The following is a 21,193-nucleotide window of genomic DNA, read 5'->3' as shown; positions in this document are numbered from 1 at the left end:
GATCGCCGCCGTTGGGCGGCGTTCATCCGCATCTTGTGTGAAGTTCCTCCCACTGACGGGGAAATCAGGGGCGCCCCCGGCAGCACCCCGGCCAAAAGTCTGATATTATCCCGCCTCTTTACTACATGGATCTGGAGCAACATCTCAATGTCCCAATACGACTCTATCGAACAGAAGGCCAGCTATGGCATCGGCCGCAACATGGGTGATCAGCTGGCGCAGCAAGCCTTCGCCGGTCTGGATATCCCGGCCCTGCAACAAGGTCTGGCAGATGCTCTGAATGGTCTGGAGTTCGCGGTCAGCCGTGACGATATCAATGATGCCTTCCAGGTGATCACTGCGCGTATGCAAGAAGAGCAGGAAGCCGCCGCCAAGGCCGCCGCTGCTGACGGCGAAGCCTTCCTGGCTGATAACGCCAAGCGCGCTGAAGTGAAGGTGACCGACTCCGGTCTGCAGTACGAAGTGCTGGTAGAAGGCAACGGTGCCGTTCCGGTAGCCGGTCAGTCCGTGCGTGTGCACTACCACGGTACCTTCACCCACGGTGGCGTATTCGACAGCTCCGTCGCTCGCGGCCAGCCGGCTGAATTCCCGGTGACCGGCGTGATCGCTGGCTGGGTTGAAGCGCTGCAGCTGATGCCGGTTGGTTCCAAGTGGAAGCTCTACATCCCCCACGATCTGGCCTACGGTGCCCGTGGTGCCGGTTCCATCCCGCCCTACTCTGCACTGGTATTTGAAGTCGAGCTGCTGGACATCCTGTGATCCTGCTGGCTTGATGCAAACGGCGACCCTCGGGTCGCCGTTTGTTTTTGGGTTATGTGATAGACAGCATTTGTCGCGACCAGCGGGCTGGAGAGCAGAAAAGGGCGACACTTTTGCGCCATTGGCTGGTTTTTTCAGAAACGGGAACAGGCATACTGCGACTCATTAGAGAGGATAAGGAGAACCCGATGAGCAAGAAGATGAAGAAAGTAGCGGGGCTTGCTCTGTTGCTGCTGAGCATTCCGGCCAGTGCCGATGCCATGCGCTGCAAGAACGCCCTGATCACAGAGGGAGACACCACCGCCGAGATGCTGCTCAAGTGCGGTGAGCCGATGTTGCGTGAAGAGCTCAACCGCAACGAGGAGAACCAGTTTGGCAACATGGTACAGGTCAAATATGGTGAACGCTGGACCTACAACTTCGGCAAGAACGAGTTCATGCGCTTTGTGACGGTGCGCAACGGCATCATTACCGATATCGAAAACGGCCCGCGCGGCCAGTAGCCGGCGGGCAAAGCATGGATGCACAACAGACAGTAGGGCAAGACCCTTTGACTCACATGTCCGGCAAGGGGTTGTGGTGACCAAGTTGTCTGACCGCCAGATTGATCTGGCGAGCCAGTCTTAGCCGCTGGCGGCAGGTCAGGCCATGGAGGCTGATCCTGCCTGCGTTGAATTCAAATGTCCCCAGCGACTCGATGGCAAAATAGCCTCGATGAAAGCTCTTGATGTAGCGAGCGATCTGCCGTGGGGATAACTGCTTGAATACCTTCATCACACGGTTCCCTGATATTGCCTGGACAGGGCACACTATGGTGTCGGTCGATGACACTGATATGACGGTTTATAAAGATTTGCATGAATCCTTATTTTGCCAGTGAGTTCGGCAAATTGACGGCGTCATCGAAAAAGTTGTGCCATGACAAACCACCGCACCGATATACTGCGGGCTTGAATGGAACAAATAAAAGGGCCTGTGCGTGGAATGGGTTGATGTGGTGGACGGGAATAACCGGGTGATTGGCGTGGCCGAGCGAGCCAAGGTGCGGCGAGAGAATCTCTGCCATCGCGCCAGCTATATTCTGGTGCTCGACGACGCGGATCGGATCCTGGTGCAGCGACGCACCCTCAGCAAGGATTTCTGCCCCGGCATGCTGGATGCCTGCGCCGGTGGCGTGGTCACCACCGGTGAGGAGATGGAGCGCTCCGCCCGCCGCGAGCTGGCCGAAGAGCTGGGGATTATGGATGTTCCCCTGCAGGGCTTTGGCAGCTTTTATGCGGAAGGGGAGGGCTACCGGGTCTGGGGTGGCCTCTTCAGTTGCCGTTATCAGGGGCCGCTGCAGTTGCAGGCCGAAGAGGTGAGCGCGGTGCACTGGATGAGCCTGGCCGAGATTGCCGAGCGCGCCAGTGAATTTACCCCCGACTCCCTGCTTGCCATCGCCACCTGGCAGGCAAGGCGCTGACCAACTTCATATATTCTCTTCTCCAGAGACAAGACGGGCAGCCTGATGGCTGCCCGTCTGCCTTTGTGCATTTAGTTGGTCTGCTACACCAGCTTGAGGCGCCGGTTGGTGCGCCCGCAAGCGCTCGGCTTGGCGAGCCAGTGACCTTGCCAGTCGGTGGCCAGACGCAGCAATGGATACTCCAGATCGAGCCGGGTCACCACCAGCTGGCCGGTCTCGTCGCCACTCACGGGATTGCCGCTGGCGGGATCGATGATCTCGACGATGCAGCTCTCATTGACGATAAAGCCCTGACCGGGCTGACTCTCGTAGGCCACCACCCCCACATCCTGCCACACCAGACAGTTGAGGGCCGCAATGCCGTGAACGGCGCGCAGTGGTGCGGTTTCGGGATGGGTTGCTTCACACAATAGGGCACGGCGCAGCGAGTCGCTCGGGATCTCCGCCGCTTCGGCCGCTTCCAGCAGGTCGAGCAGGGTCACCAGCGGACCGACGTAGCCGGTGGGTTGATAGCGCAGCAGTGCCTCCAGCTGGCGCTGGGTATCGTGGGGCCCGCAGGGTACCACTGGAGCCCCCAGCTGGCGGGCGCCGTTATCGAAGATAAAGGCGGTGGGGCCAGCATGATAGTCGTGGCCGTTGAGCATCACTTCCCCCGCCTTGAAACCGGCGGCAAACAGCGCCCGGGCGGCGCCCCACCAGTCTGCCCCGGCATATTCGGGGATGGCCAGCTGGCCCGGACAGGAGAATACCCGCAGCGCCTGACTGGCGGGGCGGCCGGTGAGACCGGCAAAGGGGGGATGAGCCTGCTGGGCGGCAAAGAGTTCTTTGCTGTCGAGCAGTGGCAGGGTGGCCAGATCTGCCAGATCCTCGAGGCGGCACTGGCGATAGGCGCTGGAGTAACCGGCGCAATATTGACTGACATGGGTAAGCTGATGATTGAGCTGGTCCAGTTGCTGCTGTTCGCGCATGGCGGGGGGACGAATTTCCAGACCATCGTAATAGTGTTGCATGGGGCCTCCTGGCGCCGTGAAACCAGCTCAAGAGTAGTCTGCCCAAGGGGAAAATGCCTGCCGCTATCCATGGTCAGGATCAGAGCCGCTGTTAGGCGGCATCGTCACTCTGGGATAAACTGGCGACTTCCCATCACGACTCAGGACGAGAAATCATGATTGCTGTAGGACAACCCCTGCCTGCGGGCGAATTTACCTTTATCACCGCCGAGGGCAAGCAGCTGCGGGATAGCAAGACGCTGTTCGCCGGTAAAAAAGTGGTGCTGTTTGCGGTACCCGGCGCCTTTACTCCCACCTGCTCCAATGCTCATCTGCCCGGCTATGTGGTGCTGGCCGATCAGTTTATGGCCAAAGGGGTGGATGTTATCTGCTGTCTGTCGGTCAACGATGCTTTCGTGATGCGGGCCTGGCAGACGGCCCAGAATGCCGAGGTGATCACCATGCTGGCGGATGGCGATGGCAGCTGGACCCGGGCGCTGGGCCTGGCCAAGGATACCGGCGCCTTTGGCGGCATCCGTGCCCAGCGCTTTGCGTTGATCGCCAACGATGGTGTGGTTGAACAGCTGTTTGTGGAGGCACCGGGCAAGTTCGAGGTCTCCGATGCCGCGAGCCTGCTGGCTGCACTGTGAAATGTTAATCACGGTTTGATTTCCCCTTGAAATGGGAGGCGGCACAGCTACACTGGCGCCACTTTCCCATGGTGCCTGCCCGTTTGGGCTGGCGCTTCGTTGCAGATAACAAGAGATGAAGATCCTATGACCCTGGCTTTTGTTGCCCTGATTGCCGGACTGGCGCTGCTGGTCTGGAGTGCAGACAAGTTTGTCGACGGTGCCGCCGCCACTGCCCGTTATGCGGGGATGCCGCCGCTGCTGATCGGCATGGTGATCATCGGTTTTGGTACCTCGGCCCCGGAGATGGTGGTCTCGGCGCTGGCGGCGTCCCAGGGCAATCCCGGGTTGGCGCTCGGCAACGCCTATGGCTCCAACATCACCAATATCGCGCTGATCCTGGGTCTGACGGCACTGATCAGCCCTATCGCGGTGGCCTCTCAGGTGGTGCGCAAGGAGATCCCGATCCTGCTCGGTATTACCCTGCTCTCTGGCGCCCTGCTGATTGATGGGCATCTGGGCCGGATGGATGCGGTCATTCTGGGGGCCGTCTTCGTTGCCCTGATGGGCTGGTCCATCTGGGCTGGCATGAATGGCAAGGGAGATGCGCTGGATACCGAGACCGCCGAGGATATCGAGAGCGAGGGGATGTCCCTCAAGAGCGCCATCTTCTGGCTGGTGGTCGGGCTGGTGCTGCTGATCGGCGCTTCCCGCCTGTTGGTCTGGGGGGCAGTGACCATCGCTCAGGCGCTCGGTATCAGCGATCTGGTGATTGGCCTCACCATAGTCGCGGTGGGAACCTCCCTGCCGGAGCTGGCCTCGTCGCTGATCGCCATTCGCAAGAACGAGCATGATCTGGCCCTTGGCAACGTGCTCGGCTCCAACCTGTTCAACACCCTGGCGGTGGTGGGGATTGCGGCGGGCATCCACCCGCTCGATGTGGCGCCGGAGGTACTCACCCGTGACTGGAGCATCATGATGGGGCTGACCTTGCTGCTGCTGGTGATGTGTCTGGGCCGCAAGGGGCAGGGCCGTATCAACCGGTTGGAGGGGGGCGTGCTGCTCACCTGCTTCGTCGCCTACACCGGCTGGCTGCTGACCAGTCAGTTTATCTGATAGAGGTTGGTGAAATGAGAGAGGGGGAAGCTCAAGCTTCCCCCTCTTGTTTTTGCCCAGTGAACCTGTTGGCGAGCGGTGTGCTCAGGCTACTGCCACCAGCTTCTGCCCCTTCTGACTGCTGTCCAGAATGAGGATGCTGGCCTTGGGGAAGAAGTTGAAGGTGGAGGCGGAGGCCCAGGTGTAGGCGCCCATCACCTTGCCAACCACCAACTCGCCGATAGCCAGATCCGGCAGCATGATGCCATCGCGGATCACATCCACGCTGTCGCAGGTGGGGCCGGAGAGCACCGAGTTGTGTTGCTCGCCACTGGCATAAGGCGTGCTCACCGGATAGGTGACGTGGTCATAGAGCTGGCCGTTGTAGCTGCCGTAGAGACCGTCATCCAGGTAGTACCAGATCTTGTCGCCGCGGTGGGCCTTGCCCATCACGCTTGAAACCGAAGTCATGGCCGGTGCGCTGATAAAGCGGCCCGGTTCGGCAATCTTCTGCACGGTAGCGGGCAACTTGGCCAGTGCTTCGCGGATCGGCGCGCAGAAGCCGTCGATATCGAACTCGCCCCCCTCATAATCCACCGGGAAACCGCCGCCGATATCCAGCACCCAGGGCTTGAGCCCGAGCGCCCAGGCCTGCTCCATGATCTCGCGGCAGGCGTCGATGGCCTGCACATGGCGACGGGCATGAGGCACTTGCGAGCCGACGTGGAACGACAGCCCCATCACCTTGATCCCCTTGGCGTGGGCCAGTTGCAACAGCGGCAGCGCCTGCTCCGGAGTGCAGCCGAACTTTTTGGAGAGATCGACCTTGGTCTCGGGGTTCGGAAAGCTGACCCGCAGCAGCAGTTTCACTTCGTCCTTGTAGGGAATGAACTTCTCCAGCTCCAGCGGGTTGTCATAGACAAACACGGTGCAGCCGAACTCGAGCGCATAACGGATATCGCTGTCGCGCTTGATGGGATGGGTATGAATGCAACGTCCCGGGCGAACCCCCTGACTGCGCACCAGATCCACTTCGCCATTGGTGGCCAGATCGAAACAGGCCCCCTCTTCCTTCAAGACAGAGACCACCGCCTCATGGGGCAGTGGTTTGAGTGCATAGTGCAATCGTACATCGGGCAGGGCGGCGGCCAGGGCCCGATACTGTTTGCGGACGGCTGCCTTGTCGAGCAGCAGCAGGGGGGAGCCGAATTGTTCAACCAGCTGACGGTAATCTTGTGCTACCACATCTTTTGCAACCAGGGCGTCGTTCATTCTCTTTTGAAAGTCCTTAGGGGGCGTGATATGCCCAAGCCATATGCGATTGAACCGGCGACGGCCGGGTCAGGCGAGCGGTCCGGTGGGACCAACCGAACACAGTGCATAAATTGATAGCAAAGTGATTGGTTATGCAGCGGATTATCGGCTTATTGATTCTGTGTGCAAGCATTTTGATTGGATATGTCGGCAAGATTTTCTTGGCGAAACGAGAGGGATCACTGTTCTCTATCCGCCATTTTTCCCGTTTGGGCCACATTTGATCCGTGAGAGCCTAACTTGTTGATAGTTAACTAACATTTAACATTCTTGCTGCGATTCTGGTGGTCACTAAAAAAATATAAATGGGGGCGGCCAAGTGCGAGACAGCTCACATTTTTTGGATTAACATGCCGACTTCCTAATCCAAACTAGTTCGGATGAAGGTAGCAGGAGAGCGATGGGCAACCATCCACCGAAGAAGTGAATCTTTCAGGTACCGGGCAACCGGTGTGGACTGCTACTGGACGATACTCTGGAGAGACCCGTTAAATCGGGCGCCGAAGGAGCAAGGCACCATGACTACCCGCAAGGGCAGGCAGGCGCCGGAAACTCTCAGGCAAAAGGACAGAGGGGATGGGATGGTTGTACCTGGGCTTGGCCCGCATCCGATCGCCTCTGGCCGATCGCGACACCTATGGGAAGATCATCCTTCTCCTCCTTAATTTCTGTTTCTTAAGGAGGATGCATGTCATCAATTCAATCGGCGTTAACCGCCATCGATAGCTTTATCTGGGGCCCGCCCCTGCTGATCCTGCTGGTCGGGACCGGTATCTATCTCACCCTGCGTCTGGGTCTGCTTCAGGTCGTGCGCTTGCCGCTCGCTCTGCGGCTGGTCTTTGGTCGCGATCAGGGGCAGGACAAGCAGGGGGATGTCTCCAGCTTCGGCGCCCTCTGTACCGCCCTCTCTGCCACCATCGGTACCGGCAACATCGTCGGGGTGGCTACCGCCATCAAGCTCGGCGGCCCCGGTGCCCTGTTCTGGATGTGGATGGCGGCGCTGTTCGGCATGGCCACCAAGTACGCCGAGTGTCTGCTGGCGGTGAAGTATCGCGAGCAGGATGCCAACGGCCAGATGGCGGGTGGCCCCATGTACTATCTGGAGAAGGGGCTCGGCTCTAAGCCGCTGGCCAAGCTGTTTGCCCTGTTCGGCATCGGCGTAGCTTTCTTCGGGATCGGTACCTTCCCGCAGGTCAATGCCATCTCCGACGCCATGAGCCTCTCCTTCTCGGTGCCCCGTGAGGCGACCGCCGTGGTGCTGACCCTGATCGTGGCGCTGGTGACCCTGGGGGGGATCAAATCCATCTCCAGCGTGTCGAGCAAGGTGGTGCCCTTCATGGCCATCTTCTACATCGTCGCCTGTCTGGGCGTGCTGGTGAACAACGCCAGCGCCCTGCCCGATGCAGTCATGCTGGTTATCGAGAGTGCCTTCACCGGCCATGCGGCGACCGGCGGCTTCGTCGGTGCCAGCATCATGCTGGCCATTCAGTCCGGGGTGGCGCGCGGGGTCTTCTCCAACGAGTCAGGTCTGGGCTCTGCGCCCATCGCGGCGGCGGCAGCCAAGACCGATTCGTGCGTGGAGCAGGGGCTGGTCTCCATGACAGGTACCTTCATCGACACCATCATCATCTGCACCATGACCGGCCTGACCCTGGTGGTGACCGGCGTGTGGAGCGGCGATGCAAGCGGCGCGGCCATGACCAGTCTGGCCTTTGCCCAGGGGCTCGATGCCCATGTCGGTCAGTATCTGGTGAGCATTGGCCTGCTGTTCTTCGCCTTTACCACCATCCTTGGCTGGAACTACTACGGCGAGCGCTGCACCGAGTACCTGTTCGGGGTGAAGGCAATCAAGCCCTATCGTCTGGTCTATCTGGCGCTGGTGGCGAGCGGTGCTTTCCTCCATTTGGACATGATTTGGCTGCTGGCCGATATCGTTAACGGCCTGATGGCGGTGCCCAACCTCATCGGCCTGATTGGCCTGCGCCATGTGGTGATCGCCGAAACCCGCGCCTACTTTAGCCGGGATCTGGATAGCGAAGCCGAGCCGGAGCCGCAGACGGCCTGAACGCCTCGGCCCGTTTCACGCTCCCCTTGAAAAGAACAAGCCACGACTCCGGTCGTGGCTTTTTTGTGCGCCGTGTCTCTGGATGGGGACTTTCCCTCTCCCTTCGGGATAAGGTCAGGATGAGGAGGATAGCCCCTCGCTCAGCAGGCTATCCAGACGTGCTCGCACTTTCTCTACCAGTGCCTGATCGCTACCGCGCCAATCGATGCAGCTTGCCAGCGTGGTGGAGGTTCCCGCCATAAAATGCAGTTCGCCGCCCGCCAGCTCGTAGAAGCGACTCGCCATCCTGGTCCCCTCATCCACATCACCAGCCACCAGCAGCATGGCTTGTGCCAGCACGGCGCCTTGGTGATCCTGCCCCGGTGCCAGCCAGCGCTGGGCGGTACCGGTGATCTTGCGTCCCCCGATCACCAGATTGTACTGACCATCGCAAAAGGAGCCGGGCACGAAGTCATAGCTTCCCTCAAGGCCGTACTCCGCCAACAGGGTCAGCAGCGGTGCCCCCAGCAGCCGGTAGTAGTGGGCGAGATCTGTGGTGGTGCGGGGCAGCAGCAGGGATAGGTTGAGGATCCCCGCCCCGTGGGGCACGGCGGTGCCGCCGCTGTCGCGCACATGTACCGGCCAGCCTTCAGCTGCAAGTTGCTGGCAGGCGGCTTCGTAATGGGGGAGGCGGGTATCCTTGCGGGTGACAATCAGGCATTGGGGCGCCTGCCAGAGGTGAGCGCGGGGCTGGCCGTCATGGGCACAGTCGCGCAGCCAGCACTGCTCTTGCGCCAGTATCTGTGCGGGTGAAGCGGTATCGGGGAGGGGAGAGAGCAGGCGATAGGGCATGGCGGCATCCTCAAAAAAGGCTGCCCAGCACACTACCCGTGGCGACTGGCAAGGTAAAGCCCCGCAGTGCGGGGCTGTTTGCTATCGGTAGGCTGTGTCTCAGGAGTGGCGCGCTTCGCGCTTGGGCAGCAGCAGGTTGAGCACGATGGCGGTAATGCCACCGGTGGCGACGCCGTAGGAGAGTACGCTCTTGGCCAGCTCCGGCAGGTGTTGCAGCACTTCCGGCACCTGCGCGACCCCCAGCCCCATGGCCAGCGACACCGCCAGGATCATCAGGGCGCGGCGATCCAGCTCCTCGCGGGCAATGATGCGCACGCCAGCGGCGGCGATGGTGCCGAACATCACGATGGTGGCACCCCCCAGCACGGGCTCGGGGATCTGCTGTACCAGACTGGCGACCGCCGGGAACAGGCCGAGCAGGGCCAGCATGGCGGCGATAAAGAGCCCGACATGGCGGCTGGCGACGCCGGTCAGCTGAATAACGCCGTTATTCTGGGCGAAGGTGGACATGGGGAAGGTGGAGAAAACTGCCGCCAGCATGGAGTTGGCACCATCAGCCAGCACGCCGCCTTTGATCCGCTCCATATAGACAGGCCCTTCCAGTGGCTCGCCGGAGATATCCGAGGTGGCGGTCATGTCGCCGATCGCTTCGAGCGCCGTCACCACGAAGATGATGGCGAGCGGCACGAACAGCTGCCAGTCAAAGCCGAGACCGTAGTGGAGCGGAATGGGCACCATCATCAGCGGGCCGTCGAAGGTGGGGGCGCTCACTTTGCCCAACAGCAGGGCCACGGCATAGCCCGCCAGCATGGCGATCATGATGGCGGAGAGGCGCAACCAGGGGTTGCGACTGCGTTGCAGCAACACGATAAGGCCGAGCACCAGCAGGGAGAGGAAGAGGTTGGTGTGACTGGCGAAGCTGCCATCAGAGAGGGCTGCATAGCCGCCGCCCATGCTGATGAGACCTACCTTGATCAGGGTCAGGCCGATCAGCAGCACCACTATGCCGGTCACCAGCGGGGTGATGATCCGTTTCACCAGATGGAGGAAGCGGCTCATCACCACGATAGTGAATGCGGCAACCATCATGGTGCCGAACAATGTGCCCAACAGATCCTCGGTGGGCATGGCCGCCTGTTTGAGGGCGAGACCGGAGGCGATGATGGGGCCGAGGAAGTTGAAGCTGGTGCCCTGTACCGAGAGCAGGCCGGAACCGATGGGGCCGAAGCGGCGGGTTTGAATGAAGGAGGCGATGCCGGACATGACCAGCGACATGGAGACGATATAACGGGTGTCGGCGGCAGGGAGGCCGAGGGCATTGGCGATAATCAGGGGCGGGGTAATGATGGCGACAAACATGGCGAGCATATGCTGCAGGGCGGCGAACAGCGTCTGGGGCAGAGGCGGGACATCCTCTATGCCATAGACCAGTTCGCTATGGGCTCGCCTGGGGGGATGGGCCTCTCGATTGGCGCGTGTGACAGCAGCCTGTTCCATAAGTACCTCGAATTGTGTGGGGAGGGGGAGAAAATTGGGCGCTATTGTAGTGATTGAAATGAGGCTGACCAGCGCTAATTATGCAAAAAAAGGTTTATTTTTTGATGGGTTGAAACGTTTGCGCGCTGCGATTATCATCTGTCGGTTTGTGTGACCGACCTCTCCTTTTTATTCTCCCCGCTAATGACATTTTTACCACTTTGTAGGTGTAGAATGAGCCCTCAGTATTCATCGTGGAGACTCTGGATGCTCAAGTTGTCAGAGTTCTGGAGTGCGAGGGTTCACTCCGAAGACTTTACTCGTACTCGCATGGGCTTTATGACGGTGCGTTTGCGCCTGCTGACCTGCTTGCTGATGCTCGGATTGCCCGCCTGGGCCGTGGTGGATTGGCTGACCTTGCCCGCCGTTCATTTCGAGCAGCTATTCCAGGCCAGGATCTTCTGCACCCTGGCGCTCTCGCCACTTATTCCGCTCTCGTACCTCATTCACTTCAAGCGGGAACGGATGAAGCTGGCCCTTGGCTACCTGATGGCCGTGATGATGCTCTTCTCCCTCTTCTGCCTGAACAGCTTTGGCGCCGGACAGGAGTTGCAGGCGGGCTATGCGGCCTTTCCCTATCTGCTGATCACCCTGTTTGCCATCTTCCCCATCCCCCTCTCCCTCGGCTTGCAACTGGCTGGTGTGGTACTGGTGACCATGCTGCTGGGCCACTGGCTGCTGGTGGGACAGAGTATCTGGAGTCAGGCCACCCTGAATCAGGTGTGGGTGCTCGGCATGTTTACCATGGCCAGTTGCTGGGTGCAGTGCGGTCAACTCAACATGCTGCTGCGGCTCTATCGGGAATCGACCACCGATGAGCTGACCGGCATGATGAACCGCCGCCTGCTGATGAAGCAGCTGGAGCAGGCCAGAATCCGGCTGCAACTCAAGAAGAAGCCCTTTGCGGTGATGCTGCTGGATCTCGATCGCTTCAAGCGGATCAACGATATCTACGGCCATCTGGCGGGGGATGCGGTGCTCAAGGAGGTGGCTACCACCCTGGGCGAGCAGCTGGAGCCTGACATGGTGCTGGGGCGTTATGGTGGTGAAGAGTTTGCCATCCTGATGCACAACTGCGCAGATCCGGCACTGGCGAGCAAAATGGCTGAGCGGCTGCGCATTGCCGTCGAGGCGCGGCTGGTGAAGAGCCCCACCTCGGACGAATTGCTGGAGGTGACGGTGAGTATCGGGATTGCCATGGCCCGTTGTGATGACACCATCGATATTCTGATCAACCGTGCCGACGAGTGCCTCTATCAGGCCAAGATGGCGGGACGCAACTGCGTGGTGGTCGAGGGGCAGAACCGCGCAAAAACAGATGCCGCCTGAGGGCGGCATCCTGTTGGCAATGAGCTGGCGAGATCAGGCCAGCTTGTACTTGCCGGAGAGCTGCTGGGCCAGCAGCTTGAACATGTTGAAGACTGCCATGGTCTTGCCGGTCGGGGTGCCGTCTTCGGCCAGGAAATACTCCCCCTTGAACACCAGAATATCCCCCTTCTGCTCCACCGAATCGGCGCGCATACCGTGGATGAAGTCTTCATGCTCTTTGATGATCTTGTTGGCCATCTCAAGCAGGACCGTCTCGGTGATCAGCTCTTTCTGTGGTTGCATGCTCGTCTCCTTAAACGACTACTGGACAGGGATACCGTGGATCCCTGCCTCTGATTGAAGAGGCGCCCAGCATACTGCAAACAGGGTTTTTCTGTCATTGATATGACCCCGATTTGTGGCTGTTTATCCGATCACCAGATTCTTCAACCAGCAGCGCTGGCGAATACGACGCTGCACCAGCAGCACCTTGCTAAGCTCCTCCAGCAGCACTACTGCCACCACCCAGGAGAGGGGCCAGCCGAGCAGCGTGACCGCCACCCAGGCGAGCGGGATGCCGATGCACCACATGCCGACAATATCGATAAAGATGCTGTAGTTCACATCACCGCCAGAGCGCAGCACCCCGATGATCCCCACCATGTTGAACACCTTGAGCAGCATCCCGAGGCACATGATGCCGAGCACCTGCCCCGCTTCCGTCATCAGCTCGGGGGGCAGGTTGCCGACCCACTGCAGCAGGTTGGCTTGCAGCAGCCAGACGATGATCCCCACCAGTAGTGCGCCAATCGGTGCCAGCAGCAGGAACAGCTGGGAGTGCTGCCAGGCGACCTCGTACTCCTCGGCCCCGAGCCGGTGACCGAGCAGGGTGGAGCAGGCCACCGCCAGTCCGAAGAAGAGGGAGATAAGGATGCTCTCCAGGGTGCCGAGGGTGGTCATGATGGCCAGCGAATCGGTGCCAAGATGGGCATAGAGAAAGCCGTAAATCAGCATGCCGAAGGCCCAGAGGCCGTCATGGAACAGCAGCGGCAGGGCGATCAGGGTAAAGCGCACCACCTCCTTGCGCTTGAAGGCGGCCAGCCAGTCTGATGCGCGCGGGATCAGGCGCGCCTCATAGCGCTTTACGTAGAGCAGCAGCAGGGCTGTCTGCAGCAGCCGGGAAATGGTAGTGCCCCAGGCCGAACCGGCGACCCCCATCGCCTCGAAGCCGAAGTGACCGAAGATGAGGGCGTAGTTGAGGATGACGTTGGCGATGATGGCGATAATGCCGATGCGGGTTGGCGCAGCGGCATTGCCGACCGAGCGCAGGGCTGATTCCAGCGGCACCACTATGGCGGTACAGAGGATGGTGGCGCCGGTGATCATCAAGAATTGATCCGCCAGAGCTCGCAGTGCCGGATCCTGACTGGCAAAGCCGAGTACGCTGCCCGGTGATAACACATAGATGAAGGCAAAGGGCAGGGTGACCAGCAGGGCGCCCACTATGGCCAGCGCCAGGGAGCGGCGTACCCCGGCCATCTCCCCGCGCCCGAAGTATTGTGCTGCCAATACCGAGACCCCGCCCGCGAGGCCCGCTATCACCAGCAGATTGAAGAAGAAGACCCGGTTACCCAAGCCGACCGCCGCCACAGCCGTGGTGCCAAGCTGGCTCACCATCATGATATCGATGAGGCCGAGCAGGGAGAACATCATGGATTGCAGCGAGACAGGCAGGGCCAGCCGCCACAATCGGGTCATGAACTCGCGATCGGTGGTTTGTTTTAAAATCGCTTGCCAATAATTCATAGTTGTTAACCGGGTATGAGAAAAGCAAGGTTTGTCAGGGGTATGATAGGGGCTGGCGAGGCTCTTCTCACTGTGAGTAGCTATCGGTTTTCTTGTGTAAAACTATCCTGTTGAGGTGTTATGCCATTTGCCAGCGAGTGTCTGGAGATAGCGCCAGCCTGTGAAGAGCAGATGCTGGGACGTGAAGGGCTGCCCCTGCTCGGCGAGGCGGGGATCTTCCTGACCGGCCTATCCCGGGTGCGGGATCACTACCTCATCCGCCGCAATCGCCCCGAGTTTCACATCCTGATGGTGAGTCACGATGAGGGTGGCGCGCTGCTTACCGATGAGGGTGAGCAAGCCATTCCGGCCGGATCGCTGATTTTCCTGCCCGCCGCCGTGCCAGGCGGTCTCAAGCTGATTGGCGAAAGCTGGCAGATCAGCTGGATTTTGCTCGATGACGTGCCGCGCTGGCAGCACCTGCATCGCCTTGGTCACCGTATCTGGCAAGGGGATGGCGGCGATCAGCTCTACCATCTGCTCAGCCTGATGCAGGGGGAAGGGGTTCGTTCTTCGCTGCAACCTCAACTGCTCAGCCTGTTGCTGGCGCTGCTGGAGCGGACCCTGCAAGGGGAGGTGCGCGGCACCCCTGAACTCAGATTGCAGGCTCTGTTTCGCCGGGTGGAGGCGCGCCTGGACGAACCCTGGAGTGTCGCCCTGCTGGCCCGACAGATGGCCTGCTCGGTGCCCCATCTGCATCGCCTCTGCCAGCAAGCGTTCGGTATGGGGCCGATGGCTAGGGTGACCGAGCTCAGAATGAACAAGGCGCGCCAGCTGCTGCTCTATACCAACTGGCCACTTGGCGAGCTGGCGGCCCGGGTCGGTTACAGCGATGGGGCCAACTTTGCCAACCGCTTTCGTCGTCTGACTGGTCAGACCCCCGGCGCCTTTCGTCGACTGGGTCGCAAACCTTTTGCAACGGATGTGCAAACTCTTTGAAATTAATGAGACAAGCCCCTAGGATCGGCGGGTCCCTGCGTCTAGCTAACCGTTTAGGTACCAAGATCCATGTTTGAAGATAATAACCAGAAACGTCCTCTCTACATTCCCTACGCCGGTCCCGCCCTGCTGGAGACCCCTTTGCTCAACAAGGGCAGCGCCTTCACCAGCGAAGAGCGCAGCAACTTCAACCTCGAAGGTCTGTTGCCCCAGAATATCGAGACCATCGAGGAGCAGGCCGAGCGCGCCTATCGCCAGTTCATGGCGTTTGGCAACGACATGGACAAGCACATCTACCTGCGCAACATCCAGGATACCAACGAGACACTGTTCTACCGTCTGCTGCACAACCACCTGACCGAGATGCTGCCCATCATCTACACCCCGACGGTGGGCAAGGCGTGCGAGGAGTTCTCCAACATCTATCGCCGCGCCCGTGGCCTGTTTATCTCCTATCCGGACAAGGATAGGATCGATGACATGCTGCAAAACGCCACCAAGCAGAACGTCAAAGTGATCGTAGTGACCGATGGTGAGCGGATCCTGGGTCTGGGTGATCAGGGGATCGGCGGCATGGGCATTCCCATCGGCAAGCTCTCCCTCTACACCGCCTGTGGTGGCATCTCGCCCGCCTACTGCCTGCCGGTGGTGCTGGATGTCGGCACCAACAACCAGCAACTGCTGAATGACCCCTTCTATATGGGGTGGCGCAATCCGCGTATCTCGGGGGATGAGTACGCCGAGTTTGTCGATGCCTTCATTCAGGCGGTCAAACGTCGCTGGCCCGATATCCTGCTGCAGTTCGAGGATTTCGCCCAGAACAACGCCATGCCACTGCTCAACCGCTACAAGAACGAGCTCTGCTGCTTCAACGACGACATTCAGGGTACTGCTGCCGTGACGCTGGGCAGCCTCATCGCCGCCTGCAAGGCCTCCGGTGCCAAACTCTCCGAGAAGCGGGTCGCCTTCCTCGGCGCGGGCAGCGCCGGTTGCGGCATCGCCGAGCAGATCGTGGCGCAGATGAAGGCCGAAGGGCTGACCGATGCCCAAGCCCGCAGCCGTGTCTTTATGGTGGACCGCTTCGGTCTTATCACCGACAAGATCCCCAACCAGCTCGACTTCCAGCGCCGTCTCTCCCAACCGGTGGAGCGCATCGCCGACTGGCCGGTGGGGGACAATATCTCCCTGCTGGAGGTGATGGAGCATGGTCGCCCGGATATCCTGATCGGGGTCTCCGGTCAGCCGGGGCTGTTCACTGAAGAGGTGGTCAAGACCATGCACAAGCACTGTGCCCGTCCCATCATCTTCCCGCTCTCCAACCCTACCTCCCGGGTCGAGGCGATGCCGGCTGACCTTATCCGCTGGACCGACGGTCAGGCGCTGGTGGCCACCGGCAGCCCGTTCGCACCGGTGGAGCACAAGGGCAAGCGCTACGTCATCGCCCAGTGCAACAACTCCTTCATCTTCCCGGGGATCGGCCTTGGCGTCATCGCCTCCGGCGCCACCCGGGTGACCGACGCCATGCTGATGTCGGCCAGCCGCGCGCTGGCGGAGTGCTCGCCGCTGGTGAAAGGGGAGGAGGGCTCCCTGCTGCCGGATCTGGCGGATATCCATCAGGTATCCCACTACATCGCCAAGATGGTGGCCAAGACCGCCATGCTGCAGGGCAAGGCGGTGCAGACCCCGGACGAGGTGATCGATCAGGCCATCGACGCCAACTTCTGGCATCCGGAATATCGCCGCTACCGTCGCACCTCGTTCTGATTTCTGCGCAAAGACGCAAAGCAAAAGGGATGCGCAAGCATCCCTTTTTACTGCACGTCTGACATGGTTATCGCCTCAAGATGAACTACTCGCTGCCGCCCTGTACGCCGGTGACACGCACCTCTACCCGGCGATCCAGCCCAAGGCAGTCGATGAGCGCCGCCTTCGCCTTGATGGCATCACACTGGTTGCCGGTGACCGGATTGCTCGCGCCATTGCCCTGGATGCTCACCTTGTCGGCAGGCAATCCCTTGCTGATCAGAAAGTCGGCAACGGTTTGGGCCCGAGCTTCTGACAACTTCTGATTGTTGGCATCCGAACCGATACGGTCGGTATACCCCATCACGACTGCACTGCCATCCTTGGGCTGCACGTCGACGATCTGCTGGTAGAGATCGTCCAGCGCACTCATCCCCTCCTGCTTGAGATCGGCCTTGCCAAAGGCGAACAGCACATCGGAACTGAGGTTGAAGGTCTGATCCACCACTTCTGGTTCGGCCGGTGGAGGGGGAACCACGACCGGGGCGGGCGTGGGGGCCGCTTCTTTGGGTTGGCTGCGGTTCGGGTGGATCACCAGCTCCAGCGTGGCGGTGCTGATGTCGCTGCCCCAGCGCTGGGTGCCGCTGTTGGCTTTGCCGTTATCCGGATCATCGCCAACGCGCACTATGTAGCGGTAGCGTGCCTGCAGATCGACCCAGTCATGGAGCCGGGCCGTCACTCCCAGACCCGCCAGCGGCGCCAGGTTGTCGTCCCCGCCATTGACTGACTCGACGTGATAGATATAGCCACCGCCTTCGGCAAAGAGCGAGAACATCTCGCTGAGCGGCAGGCGGCCAATGACTGACAGCGTGGCTCCCTTGCTGTTGAAGTCATGGCCGCTGATATCCCAGTCACCGGTGGAGAGATAGCCAATCTCTGCCCCCAGATTTTCCGTGAAGTTGTAGCCGCCAAACAGGGAGAGCGCAGTCGCATCCTTGCCGACATCCTGACTGAAATCATTCAGATTGTGGGCAATGGCCCAGCCACCGCCAACCCCGGCATACCAGTCGTGAACCGGTTTCGCTTGTGCGCCTGTGCTCGCCAATGCCAATGCAATCCACACAGGTTTTACTCTTATGTTCATCGCGTATCCTCGTCGATGTTTGGTGTAGTGGGGTTGCCTGCTGCTCAAACCCCACACTTATGTATAGGTGACGGGCTGTTTTTAACCACCAAAGAGGTATGGGGGGCGACACGCCGTGAACTAGGGCGCGACACGGGAAGAGGAAGAGCAAAAGAGGGTTACAAGGTGGGCGAATAAGCGGCAAGAAAAAGGAGGCCAAGTGGCCTAATGCCAGTCAGTTAAGCCTGACTGGCATTGTTTTTATTGGCTTTTGCACCGCATACTTTTGTGGTCTTGCCTTCACACTGCGGGGATAATTCCGCTCCCTTCGCTCCGGTAATACAAACTGCCCCGCCTGCTTATCCAGCTCCGCCACCCGCTTCGGGATACTCCCCGGTGACAGGTACGGCATGCAGCTCAGTTCATGGATAAGATAGACCGACGCCATGTGAAAACTCAGCTGGCTCGCAGTGTATCCCTTCAGACTCGCCGCCATCTTTACCATCTGGCTGCGCAGCAGGTTATACGCCAGCAGCACGCCCCACAGCTCTTGCCGTATCCCCGCCGCCTTCTTGCTGCGCAGGGTTAGCCGGTGTTGTTGCAGGCTGTGCTTCATCTCCCGATAGCCCAACTCGATTTCCCAGCGGTGGCTGTAGAGCTCGACGATGTCGGCGCCCGGGAAACGCATCGGGTCGACCATCGAGGTCAGTACCTGCCGCTCTTTGCCGTTGATAGTGCGAGTCAGCAAGCGGGCTTCCACTGTATCCGGCAGGTGCGGCCACTTCTTCCTCGTCTGTGGACTGGTTTTGAGACGCACTAGCACATCCTGACGCCCCAGCTTGCGCACCACCTCGTATTGCGTGCCCTTTTTGAGCGGCAGCAACCAGTGTCGCTCAACGCCCGCACTCTGCCATGCGTGGAGCAAGCCGAGGGAGTAGAACCCCTTGTCGAACAGGGTGAGCGAGTGGTCCGGCGTGCGTGCGACAAGCTGTTCGGCCAACACCATCTCGTTGACGGCGCAACTCTCCATGACCGCCTGAACAAGCAGGTGACTGGTCAGCTTCATTTGACAAAGCATGCGCACCTGCGGATAGGTGGTCTCCCCATGCTGGGTACCGGGCTTGGCAAACTCGGCAGCATTGTCCGGGGTATCAGGCGTGCGCCACATCACGCCATCGACGGCGAGCAGTTGCAGCCCGGCCCAACCGGGGTGGTTGGCCTGCTGGTACCAGAGAGAGGCGGTTTCGTGAAACAGGCGTTCGATGCTCTTGTCCCCCAATTTTTGGCGAGCTTGCAGGAAGGCGCTGGGGGCGACAAAGGGGCGGTCGCCGGGCAAGAGGATATCAAGCTGAGTCATGGGGATATGGCGGAAGATGGCGATGCCGATGATAGCCCAGACCAGACGCTCCATGGGCATACGGCGGCGACGCAGGGTCACGACATCCTCTTCGGCAAGCAGCGTCGTGATGAGCTCGGGAGCAATGAGGTCTGAGAGTGACTCAAACTGAGCTGCATTGCTGGCGTGGAGGAAGTCGAGAGCCTGGGCGATACGCATAAAAAAATCCGAAACCAATCAACAGGTTTCGGATTTTCACACAGCAGAAGGAGCGGTCAATGGATCCTTAACTGATCGGCATTAGGCCAGGTGGCCTCCTTGTTATGTCGGATGTGTCCTGGTATTGGTTGCCAGATAGTGAGCGTGTCAGCATCGGGGTCAAGTCCCCGCCGTTTTCTTCATTTAGCGTACAAAACATCACCATGTTGAATGGGATTTCAATAAACCGGTCAGAAAAACGATTGGCGTTCGTCACAATAATACGTAAAATCGCATACTCGATGCTTGTAGCAACGAATCCTGCCTAAAAAGCCAGTTTCATGCCCTTCCCAAGCAGTAAAAGGTAACAAGTGACGCATTTGTGTTCATTTTGTGCCTTGAAAAAGTCTTGTGATAACTGAAAAGTGATAAATATCCCCATCAGTTATCAAAAAATTAAGGACATCCATGTTTTCCTTAGTCAAGCAAAGTGTCGCCGGGCTGCAAATTCTGTTTGTCGCCTTCGGTGCCATGGTTCTGGTGCCCCTGCTCACCGGATTGAACCCCTCCATGGCCCTGCTTGGCGCCGGTGTGGGCACCCTGTTGTTCCAGCTCTGCACCCGCCGTCAGGTCCCGATTTTCCTCGGTTCCAGCTTTGCCTTCATCGCCCCCATCATCTACGCCACCCAGACCTGGGGATTGCCATCCACCATGTTTGGCCTGTTTGCCGCCGGTTTCATGTATTTCATTCTGGCTGCGCTGATCCGGGCAAAAGGGATGGGCTTTGTGCACAAATTGCTGCCGCCCGTGGTGATTGGCCCGGTGATCATGGTGATCGGTCTTTCTGTGGCGCAGGTTGCCTGCAACATGGCGATGGGCCGCGCCGGTAGTGAGCAGGTGGTTCCTGCGGGAACTGCGCTGACACTGGCCGGTATCTCGCTGGCGGTCACCCTCATTGCAGCTGTGTTTTGCAAGGGGTGGATCAAGCTGATCCCCATCCTGTGCGGCGTGATTGCCGGTTATGTCTCGGCGGTCTTCATGGGCCAGGTGAGTTTCGATGGCATGGTGAACGCCCCCTGGTTGGCGCTGCCCCACTTCGAAACCCCGGAGATCAACTGGGCTGCTGCGTTGTTCATGTTGCCGGTAGCCATCGCCCCCTGTATCGAGCATATCGGTGGCGTGTTGGCGATTGGTGGCGTGACTGGCAAGGATTACACCAAGGATCCGGGTTTGCACCGTACGCTGGCCGGTGACGGCATCGGCGTCTGCTTCGCCGGTTTCATCGGTGGCCCACCCGTGACCACCTACGCCGAAGTGACCGGTGCCGTGATGATCACTCGCAACTTCAATCCGGTCACCATGACCTGGGCTGCGGTGTTTGCCATCATTCTGGCCTTCTTCGGCAAGTTCAATGCGCTGCTTACCTCCATCCCGATGCCGGTGATGGGCGGTATCATGCTGCTGCTGTTCGGATCCATCGCTGCCATCGGTCTCAAGACTCTGGTGGAATCCAAGGTGGATCTGGGGCTGTCACGCAATATCGCCATCGTCGCCGTGACTCTGACCGTCGGTGTCGGTGCGCTGGAGATGAAGATTGGCGACTTCGCGCTGGCCGGTGTTGGCCTGGCCTCTGTTGCCGCCATCCTGCTCAACCTGATCCTGCCTGCGCACTCCGAAGAGGGTGTGATGGACGCGGCCAAGGATTGAGTTCCACCAGACGTTCATTGTTGATTTGGAGAAGGCCACCTCGCGGTGGCCTTCTCATTTTCGGGTATCTCGCGCCACTTTTTGGCTCGACGGAGCTCATCTGGAATCTAATTTGGAAGCAGATGAGGGGGTTAGCATTCTCATTTGACGTATCTCTTTTCGTGACCTTAGCTAAAGGACAGGTTTGGCTCTGAGGTCTCCTCGAGCAGTATGGGAAAATGGATGTTGGCGTTTTCTATCATTTCTCTCCCAGACCCCTGTCGTAAAACGATGCGCTTTTTCTTTGCCACGGCGCTGTTGTATGGCAGAGGCTT

The 21,193-nt window shown here is 59.6% G+C and carries 18 protein-coding genes, 1 pseudogene and 1 riboswitch; of the genes and pseudogenes, 10 read left to right on the top strand and 9 right to left on the bottom strand.

Annotation, left to right across the window (positions count from 1 at the left end; translation table 11 throughout):
* The first annotated feature begins 147 nt into the window (after positions 1-147).
* Positions 148-759 carry an FKBP-type peptidyl-prolyl cis-trans isomerase gene (locus tag NOM06_RS00630; RefSeq protein WP_005338405.1) on the top strand — a complete coding sequence of 204 codons (612 nt, stop codon included), beginning with the start codon at positions 148-150 and terminating at the stop codon, positions 757-759.
* Positions 760-947: 188 nt separating this feature from the next.
* On the top strand, positions 948-1,262 hold the full coding sequence (locus NOM06_RS00625; protein ID WP_005338404.1) for a DUF2845 domain-containing protein: 315 nt from the start codon (positions 948-950) through the stop codon (positions 1,260-1,262).
* Between the two features lie 52 nt (positions 1,263-1,314).
* Here NOM06_RS00625 and NOM06_RS00620 read toward each other — a convergent pair whose 3' ends face one another.
* Positions 1,315-1,533: a DUF1107 family protein gene (locus NOM06_RS00620; RefSeq protein WP_203118191.1), complete on the bottom strand. Its 219-nt coding sequence runs from the start codon at positions 1,531-1,533 to the stop codon at positions 1,315-1,317.
* Between the two features lie 205 nt (positions 1,534-1,738).
* Between NOM06_RS00620 and yfcD the strand changes: the two genes are divergently transcribed.
* Entirely contained in the window at positions 1,739-2,221 is a 483-nt protein-coding gene (yfcD, locus tag NOM06_RS00615; protein WP_021229132.1) for an NUDIX hydrolase YfcD, read from the top strand.
* An 83-nt stretch (positions 2,222-2,304) separates the two neighbouring features.
* On the opposite strand, the gene NOM06_RS00610 is transcribed toward yfcD, so the two are convergent.
* Positions 2,305-3,231: a phenylacetate--CoA ligase family protein gene (locus NOM06_RS00610; protein ID WP_255909136.1), complete on the bottom strand. Its 927-nt coding sequence runs from the start codon at positions 3,229-3,231 to the stop codon at positions 2,305-2,307.
* Positions 3,232-3,386: 155 nt separating this feature from the next.
* Between NOM06_RS00610 and NOM06_RS00605 the strand changes: the two genes are divergently transcribed.
* Together NOM06_RS00605 and NOM06_RS00600 are read left to right on the top strand one after the other, a co-directional pair.
* Positions 3,387-3,860 carry a peroxiredoxin gene (locus NOM06_RS00605; protein WP_255909134.1) on the top strand — a complete coding sequence of 158 codons (474 nt, stop codon included), beginning with the start codon at positions 3,387-3,389 and terminating at the stop codon, positions 3,858-3,860.
* A 126-nt stretch (positions 3,861-3,986) separates the two neighbouring features.
* Entirely contained in the window at positions 3,987-4,955 is a 969-nt protein-coding gene (locus NOM06_RS00600; protein WP_005343920.1) for a calcium/sodium antiporter, read from the top strand.
* Positions 4,956-5,039: 84 nt separating this feature from the next.
* Here NOM06_RS00600 and NOM06_RS00595 read toward each other — a convergent pair whose 3' ends face one another.
* Positions 5,040-6,206, bottom strand: coding sequence for a type III PLP-dependent enzyme (locus NOM06_RS00595; RefSeq protein WP_058056704.1), 1,167 nt, complete (start codon positions 6,204-6,206; stop codon positions 5,040-5,042).
* A gap of 507 nt (positions 6,207-6,713) precedes the next feature.
* A riboswitch (glycine riboswitch) is annotated at positions 6,714-6,829 on the top strand.
* A 107-nt stretch (positions 6,830-6,936) separates the two neighbouring features.
* Here NOM06_RS00595 and NOM06_RS00590 point away from each other — a divergent pair.
* Positions 6,937-8,313 carry a sodium:alanine symporter family protein gene (locus NOM06_RS00590; RefSeq protein ID WP_255909132.1) on the top strand — a complete coding sequence of 459 codons (1,377 nt, stop codon included), beginning with the start codon at positions 6,937-6,939 and terminating at the stop codon, positions 8,311-8,313.
* Positions 8,314-8,427: 114 nt separating this feature from the next.
* Here the strand turns inward: NOM06_RS00590 and NOM06_RS00585 are convergent, their stop codons facing one another.
* A complete protein-coding gene (locus tag NOM06_RS00585) occupies positions 8,428-9,144 on the bottom strand; it encodes a protein ligase (protein WP_255909130.1) in 717 nt (238 codons plus the stop codon).
* 99 nt (positions 9,145-9,243) lie between these two features.
* Entirely contained in the window at positions 9,244-10,641 is a 1,398-nt protein-coding gene (locus NOM06_RS00580; RefSeq protein WP_255909128.1) for a nucleobase:cation symporter-2 family protein, read from the bottom strand.
* Positions 10,642-10,887: 246 nt separating this feature from the next.
* Between NOM06_RS00580 and NOM06_RS00575 the strand changes: the two genes are divergently transcribed.
* Positions 10,888-12,009, top strand: a complete 1,122-nt coding sequence (locus tag NOM06_RS00575) for a GGDEF domain-containing protein (RefSeq protein ID WP_040066714.1) — start codon at positions 10,888-10,890, stop codon at positions 12,007-12,009.
* Positions 12,010-12,042: 33 nt separating this feature from the next.
* Here NOM06_RS00575 and NOM06_RS00570 read toward each other — a convergent pair whose 3' ends face one another.
* Together NOM06_RS00570 and NOM06_RS00565 are read right to left on the bottom strand one after the other, a co-directional pair.
* On the bottom strand, positions 12,043-12,291 hold the full coding sequence (locus tag NOM06_RS00570) for a DUF2498 family protein (protein WP_255909126.1): 249 nt from the start codon (positions 12,289-12,291) through the stop codon (positions 12,043-12,045).
* A gap of 123 nt (positions 12,292-12,414) precedes the next feature.
* The gene (locus NOM06_RS00565; protein ID WP_255909124.1) at positions 12,415-13,794 is read right to left on the bottom strand and encodes an MATE family efflux transporter; all 1,380 of its coding nucleotides are present in this window, start codon (positions 13,792-13,794) and stop codon (positions 12,415-12,417) included.
* Between the two features lie 120 nt (positions 13,795-13,914).
* Between NOM06_RS00565 and NOM06_RS00560 the strand changes: the two genes are divergently transcribed.
* Both NOM06_RS00560 and NOM06_RS00555 read left to right on the top strand, forming a co-directional pair.
* A complete protein-coding gene (locus NOM06_RS00560; RefSeq protein WP_005338380.1) occupies positions 13,915-14,772 on the top strand; it encodes an AraC family transcriptional regulator in 858 nt (285 codons plus the stop codon).
* A gap of 69 nt (positions 14,773-14,841) precedes the next feature.
* Positions 14,842-16,536 (top strand): NAD-dependent malic enzyme, encoded by a 1,695-nt coding sequence (locus tag NOM06_RS00555; RefSeq protein WP_255909121.1) that lies wholly within the window; start codon positions 14,842-14,844, stop codon positions 16,534-16,536.
* A gap of 85 nt (positions 16,537-16,621) precedes the next feature.
* Here NOM06_RS00555 and NOM06_RS00550 read toward each other — a convergent pair whose 3' ends face one another.
* On the bottom strand, positions 16,622-17,659 hold the full coding sequence (locus NOM06_RS00550; protein ID WP_255909119.1) for an OmpA family protein: 1,038 nt from the start codon (positions 17,657-17,659) through the stop codon (positions 16,622-16,624).
* A 218-nt stretch (positions 17,660-17,877) separates the two neighbouring features.
* Positions 17,878-19,193 (bottom strand): annotated as a pseudogene (locus tag NOM06_RS00545) (IS4 family transposase).
* Between the two features lie 447 nt (positions 19,194-19,640).
* On the opposite strand from NOM06_RS00545, the gene NOM06_RS00540 reads away from it, so the two are divergent.
* Positions 19,641-20,879, top strand: coding sequence for a uracil-xanthine permease family protein (locus NOM06_RS00540; protein WP_005334784.1), 1,239 nt, complete (start codon positions 19,641-19,643; stop codon positions 20,877-20,879).
* Positions 20,880-21,193 lie beyond the last annotated feature (314 nt).

Origin of the sequence: Aeromonas sp. JL9, assembly GCF_024436075.1 — a bacterium.
Taxonomy (GTDB): Bacteria; Pseudomonadota; Gammaproteobacteria; order Enterobacterales; family Aeromonadaceae; genus Aeromonas; species Aeromonas veronii.
Note: the sequence above shows the minus strand (reverse complement) of the source record. Positions and strands in the feature narration are given on the sequence as shown.